The sequence below is a fragment of the Chlorobiota bacterium genome, from assembly GCA_016700335.1.
Taxonomy (GTDB): Bacteria; Bacteroidota; Ignavibacteria; order OLB7; family OLB7.
Window position 1 is genome coordinate 1505448 of sequence record CP065014.1, and the last position, 13893, is coordinate 1519340.

A 13893-nucleotide genomic window follows, 5' to 3' on the forward strand; every position below is an offset into this window, starting at 1 on the left:
TTATTTATTTCTATCTATTATTGTTTCTTTTACAAATTCTAATGGTAAAGATAATGTCTCTTTATGTGTAGATAAAACTAAAGATGTTTGAGATTTAACAACACCTTGCCACCTTTGAATATCAGACAACAATTTTTCTAGTGTCGCTGTGTTTTTTGTTTTTATCTTTAACAAATGAGAAGCATTTCCTGTTATTGCATGACAATCTAAAATTTCATTTTTTGCTAAGACTTGCTTTATAAATGATTTGTAATGGGATGATGAGTCAACTCTAACTTCTACAAAAGCTGTTATATCTAAACCTAATTGTAATCCTGTTAGTTTAGCAAAATATCCAGATATTACTCCTCTTTCTTCAAGCTTTTTTAGCCTTTCACTTGCTGCAGGAGTTGATAATCCAACTTTCTCTGCTATTATTGTTAATGGTAATCTTCCCTCTTTTTGAACAAGTGATAGGATAATTATATCTATATTATCAAGATCTGTAGATAGTTTCATATTTGCGAGTACCTAATTTTATTAGGTATTTGTACAAAAATACAAAATTATTTAAAGTTACACAAACATTATGCAAAATAAAAAAAAAGCAATCAACTTAATGATTGCTTTATAATAAATTAAATAAACTAAAGAAAACTAAATTTTTTTCATATAAGTTTCTAAAGCATTTAACAATATGTCAACATCATTTTTTGTATTATAAACTTGTATAGAAATTCTTAATAGTTGTCTTTTATTCCAATCTGTTACTGGTATCTCTATTTTAAATTCATCATATAAATAATTTTTTAAATGTTTACCATCAATGTTTATTGGTAACAATACAGCTGCAAATTGTAAGAACCAATCTTTGGACTCAGGTGAAATAATTTTAGCATTTAGAATTTCAGACATTCGTTTTCTAGCATAACAAACAAGATTATAACAATCATTAATTACAATATTCCAATTATGTTCTTTTTGGAAATCAATTGCTTTTGGTACTGATAAATATGATGCGAAATCTCGAGTTCCATTAAATTGAAGTTCATCAATAAACTTACTTTCACCTTTAATAATAGGGTTCCAACCCCAACTTACTATTAATGGTTCTATTAAATTTTGCAAGGATTTTTTTACATATAAAAAGGCTGAACCTTTTGGTGAGCATAGCCATTTATGAAGATTACCTGTATAGAAATCTGGGTCAATTTCTTTAAGATTTAATTTAATTTGGCTAGGTGCATGAGCTCCATCAATTAATGTATGAATTCCTAATTCTTTTGCTTTGTCGCAAATCTCTTTCACTGGTAAAATTAAAGCAGTTGAAGATGTTATATGAGATACAAAAATTAGCTTAGTATTTTTTGTAACTTGACTAAAAAACTTTTTTAGGAAATCTTCTTTTGTAGTGAGTGGTAAATTTATTTCAACTTTTTTGTAAGTTGCTTCTGTCTTGTTACATAAGAATTCAAAGGTTCTATCACAAGCACCATATTCATGATTTGTGCATAAAATTTCATCACCTTTCTTAAACTTTAAAGATCTTGCAATAATATTTACTCCTTCAGTAGCATTAGTTATATATACAACTTCTTCAGGATTACAACAAATATAGTTTGATAATTTTTCTCTTGACCATTTAAGCAACTCAGGAAGTTTTCTTCCAATAAACTCGACTGGTTGTAATTCAAGTTCTCTTTGCCAATATTGATATTCTTCAAATACTACTTTGGGACAAGCTCCAAAGGAACCATGATTTAAAAATACAACTTTATCATTCAAAAGAAAATCTACTTTAGTAAGATTCATTATATTATTAATCAATAATTTGAAATGAAAGAAACCATAAATATTATTTATTTTCTGATTCTATAATAGAAAGTAAACCATTTTTAATTCTAGAAATTCCTTCAATAATACATTCTTCAGAGGTTGCAAAAGAAATTCTAATTGAATTATCATCACCAAATGCACTTCCAGGAATAACTGCAACTTTAAATTCATTTAATAAATAATCAGCAACAATAAAACTTGAGTTAAAATTATTATTGTAATATTTTGATATATCAAAAAAGAAGTAGAAAGCTCCACTTGGTGTATTGAATTTTATTTTAGGAATATCTGATAATAATTCCTTTGTTAGATTCATTCTTTTTTCAAAAGAAACTCTCATAATTTCAACATCATTATTTGCATACTTCAAAGCAGCTAAACCAGCTTTTTGTGAAATACTACTTGGATGTGAAGTAGATTGAGATTGAATTTTTGCACAAGCATTTAAAACATCTTTTGGTGCATGAACATAACCCATTCTCCATCCAGTCATTGAATAAGCTTTAGACAAACCATTGATTGTAATTACATAATTTTTTACATTACTTAATGATCCAATAGAAAAATGTTTGCTATTATTATAAATTATATTTTCATATAACTCATCTGAATATACATAAATTCCAACTTCCTCAATTACCTTTGAGATTTCAATTAATTCTATTTGAGTGTAAATTGTACCTGTTGGGTTACATGGAGAATTTAATATTATTCCTTTTGTATTTGGAGTAATACAATTATACAAATCTTCAATTGTAAGTTTAAAATTATTTGTTACAGTTGTTTTAAGGATAACTGGAATACCGCCAGCTAACTTAACCATTTCAGGATAAGAAGTCCAATAAGGTGAAGGAATAATTATTTCATCACCATCGTTAACAGTTGCAAATAGTGAGTTCATTAATGCTTGTTTACCTCCTGCACTAATCAATACATCATTTTCAGTTGCTTGAATATTATTTTGATTGATTAATTTTTTTGCAACTTCAACTCTTAATTCTAGAATTCCATTTGCACTAGTATATTTAGTAAAGTTATCTTCTATAGCTTTGATACCAGCTTCTTTAATAACATCTGGGGTTGGGAAATCTGGCTCTCCGGTTGAAAGTGAAATTACATCAATCCCGGCTAAACACATTTTTTTTGCTTTATCAGCAATTGATAATGTAATAGATTCTTCAATTGATTGTGCTCTATTAGAAATTCTACTAGCATCAATATTTTTTTTCTCCCTAATCATTTTAATAATTATAAATAAAATTTATTTACTTTTTTACTTTAATCCCAATATCTTTCTTCTTTCCAAGGATTAGCAGAATTACTATATCCATTTTGTTCCCAAAATCCTAATTTATCATTTTCTAAAAACTCAAATCCTTTTACCCATTTTGCCCCTTTCCATGCATATCTTTTTGGTGTAAAAACTCTCAATGGTCCTCCATGTTGTGATTCTAAACTAACATCATTTACTTTAAGTGCTAACATTACATCCTCATCAATCATCTGTTGAATTGGAAGATTTGTTGTATATCCACCATAAGCATGTTGCATAACATATTTAGCTTTGGGATTTACATTTTCTTTTATAATATCCCAAAAATCTTTAAACATAACACCAGACCAAACATCATCAAACCTTGACCAATGTGTAACACAATGAAAATCAGCAATTAGATTTTGCATAGGTAATTGCTTAAATTCATCCCAATTCCATTCCAATTTTTCATTTACTAATCCACTAACTTCAAACTTCCAATTATCAAGAATAATCGATGGAGTTGCTCCATATGTTAAAACTGGAAATTTATCAGTAAACAACTGACCTGGGGGTAATTTAGTTAATCCATAATTATTAAGGATCGGATTTTCATTATCAGATTTTGAAAACATATTAAAGTTTATTTTAGTTTACAAAGATATAACGAACTTAAACTCTTGAAATTGATAATTAGTAATTGATTTATGATAATTATAAAAAAAAATCGGACATTAAATAAATGCCCGATTTTATAATTAAAATAAATTTATTCAATTTCTTCTGGAATCAATAATCTACCACAACTTTCACAAGGAAATAATTTTTCAAATTTTCTAACTTCAACTAATATCTGTGGAGTGATTGCTCTGTAACAACCAGAGCAAGAACCTTTTTTAACTTTTACAACCGCATCATTACATGCAGATCTGATATGGTTATATTTTGTTAAAGTACTTAAATCAATATTAGGAATTAATTTTTTACGACTACTTTTTAAACTTTTTATTTCACTTGCATATTCACTTGTTAAATCTGATAAAGAACTTACTTTGTCATTTAAAAATTCATTTTTTTCTTCTATTTCTCTTCTTAAGTTCTCAACTTCCCTCATTAATGATACTTCTTCTGAATCAAGTACTGATAACGATCTGCCAAAGTTATTAATATCATTCTTAGCTGACTCTATTTCAGAAACTGAAGCATCATACTCTTTATTATTTTTTACGTTTGCTAATTTATCATTTAATTTAATTAACCTATCTTTTAGCTCTTGTATTGTAATATTAGCATTTGTTCTATTTGAACGTAATTCAGTTAATTTACTATCAGTAATTTTTACTTTTTCATTCAAATAACTCACTTCAATTTCAAGTTTTTTTATCTCATCGGGTAAATCTCCGGTTGTTTCATTAATATCATCTAACTCAGAATCAATTTGTTGAAGTTTTAGTAAATTTCTTAAAGATTCTAATAAATTGCCTTCCATTTTTATCTTAGTTTTAGTTTTTATATCTAATAGGATTTGTATCTGTTTGAATCATATTTACTTCAAATGAATTATCATTCAATTTATCAATTAAATTTTTCATTCCAATTGATACAAATTTTTCTGATTCATTATGCCCTAAATCAATTATGCCAATTCCATCTATTGAAGCCACAAAATCGTGATATTTTACATCAGCAGTAATAAATACATCTGCCCCTTTTATTATAGCTTTTTTGTAGTAGCTAATACCACTCCCCCCCAAAATAGCAACTTTTTTAATCTCTGAAACGTAATTTTTTGTATATCTAATAAATTTAAAACCATTTTTTTCATGTAGCACATTTACAAAATATTCTATATCACCACCATTAACCCAATTCCCTATTATACCCATACCGTATTTTGAATTATCTATATTTACATCTAATGGTTCAATATCCAATAATCCAATTTCCTTTGCAAGTAAATAACTTGTTCCATGAATATAAGAATCAAAAGCAGTATGTAGAACATATAAAGCTATATCATTTTTAATCAATCTAATTAATGCTCTACCAACTCTGTCTGAAAGATCTATATTTTTTATTGGTTTATAAATTAATGGATGAAAGACTATTAATAATTCTGGATTAATTTTACAAATAATATCTAAAATTTCATCATTTATTTCATAACAAACACAAATTTTTGTTAATTCATTATTATAATGAAACAATTGAAAACCAACTTGATCATCAGACAAAGCAAGACTTAAAGGTAATTCTTTTGATAAATTATTAATGAATTCTAAAATTTTCATTTACGATTTTTTTTATCACCAATTTTTTTATATAATGGCAATAATGATTTATAACTTCTCTCTTTATCAGTAGCTATAGTTTTAAAAGTAATTGAAGATTGCTTTTCATCCCAAAATAATACTGGCATTTTTTCTCCACCATAAGTAATTTCCTTTCGTGAATTCAAATCAATAGTATCTAATTTTTCTTGATTGAACATTCCAAAATTTCCTACATAATACATCCAATTACCTTTTTCTTTGTATCTATACAAACCAACTGCTTCAGGGCTATTAAAATCAAAAGTTATTTCTCCAACTAACTTATTGTTTTCAACTTTAAGAGATTTTTTTACATTAATCCATTCTGGATGTTCGTTTTCAAATTTAGAGCCATTGTAATAATCATCAATCAATTCACCATAATCTTTTAAAGATTTATCAGTTGAATCTTCATCAGCTGATGAAATACCTATAAATAAAATTGATGCGCTTCCAGAACCATCTGGTTTAATTTTATAAGTGTATTGTTTATTTTCAACTGTTAAGCAACCATTTAAACAAATTGTAATTATTAATAAAATTATTAGATTTTTCATATTATGAAATTTGGATTTAATAAAAAAAGCACACACTTTGATTGACTTTTACAAAGTAGTGTGCGCTAATAAAATTTAACTAAGCGGAAGATGAGGGACTCGAACTCTCATGGGAATTACCCCGGCAGTTTTCAAGACTGCTGCAATACCATTATGCGAATCTTCCATATGATTTAATTTCAATACAAATATAATGATATTACTTTAATTAGAAAAAAATTTGAGTAATTATTTTGAATTTTTTAAAACTTAATATAGAGATCAATAAATATAAATATCTTAAATAACAACTTTTAAAGTTGTTTTAATACTACTTTTTATTTTTAAGGAAAAGTAAGTTATTTTTGTATTAAAAATTTAAATGAAAATTGATTTCCAAAAAATTGCAACATTTTTATATCAAAATGATTTAGATAAAACTACTTGCAAAATGATTTCTGAAGATTTTCCGAATTTAAGTATTAGTGATGCATACTTAATTCAAGAAGAGTTAAAAAAACTACATTTAATTGAGAACAAACTTATTGGAATGAAAATGGGTTTAACTTCTAAAGCAAAAATGATTCAAATGAATGTTACCGAACCAATTTATGGGTTTTTAACTAGTAAAATGATGCTAAAAACTGATTCAACTTTATCACTTACAAATCAAATTCATCCTAAAGTTGAACCTGAAATTGCTTTAATTTTAAAAGATGATGTTACAAAAATTTTAAGTTATGATGAAGCCTTAAATGTAATTGATTATGCTTGTTCTTCAATTGAGGTTATTGATAGTAGGTTCAATAATTTCAAGTTTACTCTGCCAGATGTCATTTCAGATAATACATCAGCAACTAAATTTGTATTAGGAAATGAAAGAATTAAAGTTAGTAAAAGTTCACTTGCAAATCTTAAAATAATTCTTAAAATCGACAATCAAGATGTTGAGGTTGGTAATACATCAGATGTATTAGAAGATCCTATAAACTCACTTTGTGAGTTATCAATGATGTTAGAAAAAAATAATTTGGTATTATTAAAGGGGTTTGTGATACTTACTGGAGGCGCTACTGCGGCTCATTCAGTTAAGCATGGTGATTTAGTAAGTACAGTTGTAGAATCTGTAGGCGATTGTTCTCTAAATGTAATCTAAAATATTGTGGATGTTAATTTAAAGTCAAAACTAATTATATTTTGTAAATATCCAAAACCAGGATATGTAAAAACAAGACTTGTTCCACCTCTGAGTTTTGATGAAGCATGTGAATTATACAAATGTTTTTTATTAGATTCATTAGAATTATATGACCAAATAGAAAATGTTGAAAAGGAAATATATTTAGACAATTTCAATGATTTGGAAGTTTTTAAAAATATTTCTTGTAATAAATATGAAATCAGATTTCAAAAAGGTAATAGTTTAGGAGATAAAATTTCAAATGCTATTTCTGATACTTTAAATAATGGATTTCAAAAAGTTATTGTTATTGGAAGCGATTCACCTACATTACCAATTTCATACCTTACCGATTGTTTCAACAACCTAGATAATTATGATGTTGTTTTTGGTGAAACAGATGATGGGGGTTATTATTGTGTAGGATCATCTGTATTTCATTCCGAGATTTTTAATGAAAGTTTGATGTTTAGTACAGATACTCTACTAAACAACACTATTGATAAATGTAATGAGTTAAATATTAGTTTTTACATTGGTAAAAGATGGTATGATATTGATGATTATCAGGATTTAAAAACTCTTTGGTCTCATAAGAATTTATTAAAGTTTTCATTGACTAAAAATTATTTAGAATTGTTAAACAATAAATATGAATTTAATAAATAACCCTTATTTTAATCAAGATATTATAAATAAAATTGGATTGTTTGGAGGTACTTTTAATCCTTTACATAATGGACATATTGAACTTGCAAAAAATTCCATTGTTTCTTTAAATCTTGATGCTGTTGTATTTGTTCCAAACTATTTATCTCCTTTTAAATCTGATCAATTAATTCTAGATGACTTTCATAGATTTAAAATGATAGAATTAACTTTAAAGAATTATATTAATTTTTTTGTTTCAGATTTTGAAATTAAAAGTAAAAATATTAGTTACACAATTAATACAATTAAATATTTTCAATCTACTTTTCCAAAAAAAAAATTTGTTTTATTAATTGGAAATGATTCTTTAATTAATTTTGATAAATGGTTCAATTTTAAAGAGATGTTAAGTCTTATTGAAATTGGAGTTTTTGAAAGAGATTCTTCAGTTTATAATAATTTTAATATTAAGTATAAAGAAATAAAAGGTTGCAAAGTAGATGTATCTTCTTCTTTGATAAGGGATAAAATCAAACATTTTTTACCAATTAATAATCTTGTACCTAATGAAGTGCTTAAATACATTAATGAAAATAAATTGTATCTTAACTCATGAAAAAAATTCTTTTACATTTAATTTTATGTTTAGTTCTTTTAGGAATGCTTTTCCCATTTCTATGGATGATTTTAATTTCAGTAAGAGAAAGTACATCCGATTTTACTTCAATTTTTACTTTATTTGAAGGGAGATTTTCATTAAAAAATTATAGAGATGTTTTAACATCAGGTCCATTTGGAATTTATCTTTTTAACTCCTTTTTTATTTCAATAATTTCTACTATAGGAAATGTATTTTTTTGTTCAACAGTTGCTTATGCATTAGCAAGAAGGAATTTTAAATTTAAATATTTACTTGAAATTAGTGTTATTGGAGTTTTAATGATACCTCAACAAGTAGTTATGATTCCTTTATATAGAATGATGGCTTCTTTCAATTTAATAAATACATATTGGGCATTAATTATTCCAATTTTAGTTACTCCATTTGGTATTTTTTTGTTAAAACAATATATTGAAAATATTCCAGTTGATATGGAGGATGCTGCAAAAATTGATGGTGCAGGAGATTGGAGAATACTTTTTAAAATTATACTTCCAATTACAAAACCTGCATTAATTGTTTTAGGAGTGTTTCAATTTTTAAACATTTGGAATTCATTTTTGTATCCTTTTTTGTTTACCAATGATGAATCAATGAGAACCTTAACCGTTGGATTAACTTTTTATTTGGGTAACCAATCAGTCGATTGGGGGCACTTAATGGCTGGTTCAAGTATTTCTGTAATACCAGTAATTATTCTATTTATTATTTTCCAAAAACAAATAATTCAAGGAATGACTGATGGTGCAGTAAAAGGATAACCTTTATTTGTTAATTTTAAATTTTAATACTTTAATTATCCAGAATTTTAGTAACATATTTCAAAGGTTTTGAACATGAATTTGAATAATAATAAATACTTATATCTAGTAAAAATTAAAATATTAATATTTTCAATATTATTATTGAATTTATTATTGCAGAATGATTTGTATTCTCAAAAATTTTCAGATGTATTAACACCTTCAAAAAAAACTAATACTCCAAATTATTTGTTAAGTATTTCAGCAGGGATTAATTTGTCAAATTATTTCAATGATAAATTTTTAGATAACTCTCCTTTTGATATAGGTGAAGTTTCTGGTGAATATGATATTTATGGTTCGTCTTCAGGCATTGGTTATAATTTTAATTCAGAATTAGAAGTTCCATTAAATTCTAATTTTTCATATCTGTTTGGTTTAAGTTATATAAAATCAAATTTTAATTCTAGTGGAATTGTTGAAGAATTTTGTTATAAGAGTGATTCTACAAAAATTTTATCAAATACAAATAATTCTTTTAAAGTTAACTTAGATTATATTTCATTTTCACCTTCTATTAAATTAAGATTATCAGATAATTATTTTACTTTAGGGTTTGTAACTTCATATTGTATTAATAGCAATTACGAGGTATCAAGATTCTTTTCTAGTAAAAATTGCAAATTCAAGAATATGGAAAATGAAATCAAAATTAATTCAGAAGTTCCAAAAGTTGTAAACTTACATTATGCATTTAGATTAGGTTATGGCTTGATTTACAGACTCAGTAATACTGTAGAATGGTCTCCAGAATTATTATTTAATTTTGGAATTTATCCAATTAATAAATCTAATAATTCAGATTTAGGTATCTATTCTCTTAATTCATCATTTAGATTTTCATTATAATTTGAATAACCATTTCAATATAATATCATTCTACTTAGTTTTAGTATTATTTATAAATATAAATAAAAGTAAATCACAAGTATCAAATGTCGTATTTAAAAATTTAATAGAAATAAATTCTGTATCAGATGATTTTGGATTAACATTTCCAATTGATTCAAATATCTATTATTTTACTTCATCAAGAGTTGGTCAGGTTAATAAGCACAACATATATTGTTCAAATTTAGTTAATGGGAAGTTTTCAAATCCTAATCTAATGTCCGATTTTATTCCATTAAATGTAAACTTACCAGATAATTTTACAGAGGCATCAATTAGTTCTGGCTCATGTTATATATCTCCTTCAGGAAATGAAATGTATTTCTCAAGTTGTGATTATGGTTTTGGTGAATGTGATATTTATTCTTGTCAAAAATTACAAATTCTTCCTACATTTCTTAAGACTTGGAATATTTCCTATAACCTTGGTTTAAAAATTAATACTTCTTCTTGGGATTCTCAACCATGTTTATCGCCTATTGGTGATATTCTTGTTTTTTCATCAAACAGAGCTGGTGGTTTTGGTGGCAGGGATATTTGGTTTTCATTTAGAAAAACGGATGGTTCTTGGGATTACCCAATAAATGCAGGTGAAAATGTAAATACTAATTATGACGAAGTAACACCTTCTTTTTCTCCAGATAAATCTAAATTATATTTTAGTTCTAATGGTAGAAGTGGATTAGGTGGATTTGATGTATTTTTTGTAAACTTTAATGAATTATTAACAAATAGACCAATAAATTTTAAGGAAGTTAATAGTGTTGATGATGATTTATTTTTTGTTCAAAATTATATTCAAAACAAATCTTATATTTCTTCAAATAGGAAAGGTGGTATTGGTGGCTTAGACATTTATGAAATTACAAATCTAAAAAGTGAAATATTTCCTTATTTATTAGTTAAAGGTTTTGTTTATGATTTTAATAAAATGCCAGTATTTGCTGAAATAGAAGTTAGTGATCCACAAACAGGTAAACTAATTAGTAAAAGTATAAATAACAAATATGATGGTGATTTTTATCAGATTTTAATGAAGGGCAAGTCTTATATTTTGACAGCAAAAGTTGGTGATTTATTGTTTGAATCAAAAGAAATAAATGTTCAAAAAAACTTAAGTAAATTAACAATTACAGAACTTAATTTTAACTTACAGAATATTGGAGATAATCTAAGAATTTTATTATCATTTAAAAATAATAGCAGTATAATACAGTCTGAGTTAATGGGTGATTTAAGTAGATTGACTAAATTTTTAATATCTAATAAAAAATATAGAATAGAGATTACTGGATTTTCAGATGATGCTATTGAACCCAATACTAATCAGTATTTAGCTGCTCTAAGAGGTAATTCAATTAAAGATTATTTAATAGGAAATGGAATTAATAGTGATAGAATTTCAGTTAATGAAGTTAGTGCAACAAAAGAAATAATCGATTTAAATCCAAATCAATATGTTAGAATTAAATTGATTAGGTAATTATTAAATTATAAAAATACTTCATTTAAACAATTGTAAAATCAATAAAAGTTTCAACTTCATCTACTTTTAAAACACGTATTTTAACTTTATCACGAAGTTTAAATACTCTTTTTTTCCTTTTACCAACAAACATTTTTTTTGTTTCATCGTACACATAATAATCATCTGTAATATCCTTTATCCTAATTTTGCCTTCTATTCCAAAGAGATCTATTTTTGCAAAAATTGCATATGGCATCATTCCTGTAATAACAGCAGTATATTCATTTCCAATTTTACTCTTCATAAAATATGTTTCAGCAATTTTAATTGATTCCCTTTCAGCTTCAACAGAATTTCTTTCAGTTAAACTACATTGATCACAAATATGGTCTAAAATACTTTTATAATGATTTCTTCTTTGAATAGACATATCATTGATATATTCATTAAGCATTCTATGAACTATCAAATCAGGATATCTTCTAATTGGAGATGTAAAATGTGAATAATTGTCAAAAGCTAATCCAAAATGTCCAATATTGTTATTTGAATAAACAGCTTTAGCCATTGATCTAATTGCCATTTCATTTACAATTTCTTCATTTTCTGTTCCTCGAACTTTTTCTATTAATTTTTTATAATCCAAAGGTTTTATATTTTCTTTAGGAAAAGTTAGACCTAAAGATTTTAAGAAGTTAGAGAAGTCTCTAATTTTATCTGATGGTGGAGAATCATGAATTCTGTATATGAAAGGAGCAAATCTACTATCTCTTTTACCTTGCTTAGAATTACCGGTTTTCTTCATTGTTATATGTTCAGCTACAATTCTATTAGCTAACAACATACAATCTTCAATTAGTTTTGTTGCTGCATTTGCTTTTTTATGAATTACTTCAACGGGTCTTCCAGTTTCATCAAGAATAAACTTAGTTTCAGATGTATCAAAATCTGTACTTCCCTTTTCTTTTCTTTTATTTCTAAGTTCAATAGCAATTTTATTAATTAACAAAATATCATCTTTTAACTCATCATCAACTCCATTTATAATTTCAAGAACTTGATTGTATGTAAATCTTTTTTTAGAATGAATAATACTTTTACATATTTCATAATCAAGAATTTCTGAATTTAAATTAATTTTAACTAAAACTGAAAATGTAAGCCTATCAATATTTGGTTTTAATGAACATAAATCATTAGATAAATGTTCTGGCAACATTGGAATTACTTCTCCTACAAGATAAACTGATGTTCCTCTTGAGAGAGCTTCTTTATCTAAGCAAGAATCTTCAGTTACAAAATGACTAACATCTGCAATATGAATTCCTAAAATAAATTCATTCTCATTTACTTTTTGAATTGAAATAGCATCATCAAAATCTTTAGCATCATCAGGATCAATAGTAAAGGTATTAATACTTCTTAAATCCTTTCTTTTAGAAATTTCTATACTACTAATATCATTTGTAAAATTATTAGCCTCATTTGTAACATTAATTGGAAATTCATTTTTTAACTTGTAAGTATAATGAACACTTTTTAACTCAGTTCTAACCTCACCAGCTTTACCTAGGACTCTAATAACAGAAACTTCAGGAAGTTCTTCTGGATCAAACCACTCAAGTAATTTAGATTCAACCTTATCTCCAATTCTAGCATTATTGATATTTTTTCTTCTGATAAGAAAATCAATTCCTAACTTTTTATCATCTGGTTGAAGAAATAATGAATTCTTATTACTTTGAAATATTGTACCTGTAATAGTTTCTGTATTCCTGCTAATCACCCTAGTTATTTCTCCTTTTGAAGGTTTTTCATTATTCGAAATTTTAATTAATTTAGCTCTAACAAAATCACCATGTAGTGCATTCCAGGTTGAATCCTTATCAATAATAAGTAATTGAGAGTCATCAATATTAGATTTAACAATTCCTCCACCTGCCCTTCCAACAGATTCATATAAACCTTCAATAATTAATGTTGGAATTACAAAACCATATGTTCTATGAGCACCTTGATAAATTTTTCCTTCATTAATTAGTTCAACTAATGCTAATTTCACTAATTCATAATCATTATCTGTTGATTTAATTTGTAAAGTTTTTGAAAGTTGATTTGATTTTAATCTATTAGGTGAATTTTCTTGAATAATATTCAAGATTACCTCTTTAATTGATTTAGTGTTTGTATTTTTATTCAATTAGTTTTAGTTTTATTCAAAGTTAATGATTAAATTTATTTAAATAGTAATTCGTATATCTTTTCAATTTATAATATTTGTTTCAGAAAATTTTTTAATTTTTTTAAACTTAGAAACAAAT

14 protein-coding genes and 1 tRNA gene are annotated in these 13893 nt (G+C 25.6%); 6 read left to right on the plus strand and 9 right to left on the minus strand.

Translation table 11 applies throughout. The annotated features are described in order from the left end of the window. The 8 genes from IPP08_06145 to IPP08_06180 form a co-directional block, all read right to left on the minus strand. A complete protein-coding gene (locus IPP08_06145) occupies positions 1 to 498 on the minus strand; it encodes an Lrp/AsnC family transcriptional regulator (protein QQS67741.1) in 498 nt (165 codons plus the stop codon). 138 nt (positions 499 to 636) lie between these two features. Further along, positions 637 to 1791 (minus strand): aminotransferase class V-fold PLP-dependent enzyme, encoded by a 1155-nt coding sequence (locus IPP08_06150; protein QQS67742.1) that lies wholly within the window; start codon positions 1789 to 1791, stop codon positions 637 to 639. Positions 1792 to 1834: 43 nt separating this feature from the next. Beyond that, on the minus strand, positions 1835 to 3055 hold the full coding sequence (locus IPP08_06155) for a pyridoxal phosphate-dependent aminotransferase (protein ID QQS67743.1): 1221 nt from the start codon (positions 3053 to 3055) through the stop codon (positions 1835 to 1837). Positions 3056 to 3093: 38 nt separating this feature from the next. Then, the gene (locus IPP08_06160) at positions 3094 to 3705 is read right to left on the minus strand and encodes a molybdopterin-dependent oxidoreductase (GenBank protein QQS67744.1); all 612 of its coding nucleotides are present in this window, start codon (positions 3703 to 3705) and stop codon (positions 3094 to 3096) included. A 134-nt stretch (positions 3706 to 3839) separates the two neighbouring features. Further along, on the minus strand, positions 3840 to 4559 hold the full coding sequence (locus IPP08_06165) for a hypothetical protein (protein QQS67745.1): 720 nt from the start codon (positions 4557 to 4559) through the stop codon (positions 3840 to 3842). 13 nt (positions 4560 to 4572) lie between these two features. After that, positions 4573 to 5361 carry a Nif3-like dinuclear metal center hexameric protein gene (locus IPP08_06170; GenBank protein QQS67746.1) on the minus strand — a complete coding sequence of 263 codons (789 nt, stop codon included), beginning with the start codon at positions 5359 to 5361 and terminating at the stop codon, positions 4573 to 4575. After that, complete coding sequence (locus tag IPP08_06175) at positions 5358 to 5939, minus strand: hypothetical protein (protein QQS67747.1); 582 nt, start codon at positions 5937 to 5939, stop codon at positions 5358 to 5360. The genes IPP08_06170 and IPP08_06175 overlap by 4 nt, the downstream gene beginning before the upstream one ends. 84 nt (positions 5940 to 6023) lie before the next feature. After that, positions 6024 to 6105, minus strand: a tRNA-Ser gene (locus IPP08_06180). 195 nt (positions 6106 to 6300) lie between these two features. Here IPP08_06180 and IPP08_06185 point away from each other — a divergent pair. The 6 genes from IPP08_06185 to IPP08_06210 all read left to right on the plus strand — a co-directional run bounded on the left by IPP08_06185 (position 6301) and on the right by IPP08_06210 (position 11587). Beyond that, positions 6301 to 7074, plus strand: a complete 774-nt coding sequence (locus tag IPP08_06185; GenBank protein QQS67748.1) for a fumarylacetoacetate hydrolase family protein — start codon at positions 6301 to 6303, stop codon at positions 7072 to 7074. A 6-nt stretch (positions 7075 to 7080) separates the two neighbouring features. Further along, on the plus strand, positions 7081 to 7767 hold the full coding sequence (locus IPP08_06190; GenBank protein QQS67749.1) for a TIGR04282 family arsenosugar biosynthesis glycosyltransferase: 687 nt from the start codon (positions 7081 to 7083) through the stop codon (positions 7765 to 7767). Further along, the gene (nadD, locus tag IPP08_06195; GenBank protein ID QQS67750.1) at positions 7751 to 8365 is read left to right on the plus strand and encodes a nicotinate (nicotinamide) nucleotide adenylyltransferase; all 615 of its coding nucleotides are present in this window, start codon (positions 7751 to 7753) and stop codon (positions 8363 to 8365) included. The genes IPP08_06190 and nadD overlap by 17 nt, the downstream gene beginning before the upstream one ends. Then, on the plus strand, positions 8362 to 9171 hold the full coding sequence (locus IPP08_06200; protein ID QQS67751.1) for a carbohydrate ABC transporter permease: 810 nt from the start codon (positions 8362 to 8364) through the stop codon (positions 9169 to 9171). Before nadD ends, IPP08_06200 begins: the two co-directional genes overlap by 4 nt. 144 nt (positions 9172 to 9315) lie before the next feature. Next, positions 9316 to 10062 carry a hypothetical protein gene (locus IPP08_06205; protein ID QQS67752.1) on the plus strand — a complete coding sequence of 249 codons (747 nt, stop codon included), beginning with the start codon at positions 9316 to 9318 and terminating at the stop codon, positions 10060 to 10062. A 1-nt stretch (position 10063) separates the two neighbouring features. After that, positions 10064 to 11587 carry an OmpA family protein gene (locus IPP08_06210; protein QQS67753.1) on the plus strand — a complete coding sequence of 508 codons (1524 nt, stop codon included), beginning with the start codon at positions 10064 to 10066 and terminating at the stop codon, positions 11585 to 11587. Between the two features lie 25 nt (positions 11588 to 11612). On the opposite strand, the gene rnr is transcribed toward IPP08_06210, so the two are convergent. Further along, the gene (rnr, locus tag IPP08_06215) at positions 11613 to 13772 is read right to left on the minus strand and encodes a ribonuclease R (GenBank protein QQS67754.1); all 2160 of its coding nucleotides are present in this window, start codon (positions 13770 to 13772) and stop codon (positions 11613 to 11615) included. Between the last annotated feature and the right edge of the window lie 121 nt (positions 13773 to 13893).

Bases quoted from the DNA above. Each gene is read 5' to 3' on its own strand.
- IPP08_06145 (QQS67741.1), bottom strand. From the start codon at position 498: ATGAAACTATCTACAGATCTTGATAATATAGATATAATTATCCTATCA.
- IPP08_06150 (QQS67742.1), bottom strand. From the start codon at position 1,791: ATGAATCTTACTAAAGTAGATTTTCTTTTGAATGATAAAGTTGTATTT.
- IPP08_06155 (QQS67743.1), bottom strand. From the start codon at position 3,055: ATGATTAGGGAGAAAAAAAATATTGATGCTAGTAGAATTTCTAATAGA.
- IPP08_06160 (QQS67744.1), bottom strand. From the start codon at position 3,705: ATGTTTTCAAAATCTGATAATGAAAATCCGATCCTTAATAATTATGGA.
- IPP08_06165 (QQS67745.1), bottom strand. From the start codon at position 4,559: ATGGAAGGCAATTTATTAGAATCTTTAAGAAATTTACTAAAACTTCAA.
- IPP08_06170 (QQS67746.1), bottom strand. From the start codon at position 5,361: ATGAAAATTTTAGAATTCATTAATAATTTATCAAAAGAATTACCTTTA.
- IPP08_06175 (QQS67747.1), bottom strand. From the start codon at position 5,939: ATGAAAAATCTAATAATTTTATTAATAATTACAATTTGTTTAAATGGT.
- IPP08_06185 (QQS67748.1), top strand. From the start codon at position 6,301: ATGAAAATTGATTTCCAAAAAATTGCAACATTTTTATATCAAAATGAT.
- nadD (QQS67750.1), top strand. From the start codon at position 7,751: ATGAATTTAATAAATAACCCTTATTTTAATCAAGATATTATAAATAAA.
- IPP08_06200 (QQS67751.1), top strand. From the start codon at position 8,362: ATGAAAAAAATTCTTTTACATTTAATTTTATGTTTAGTTCTTTTAGGA.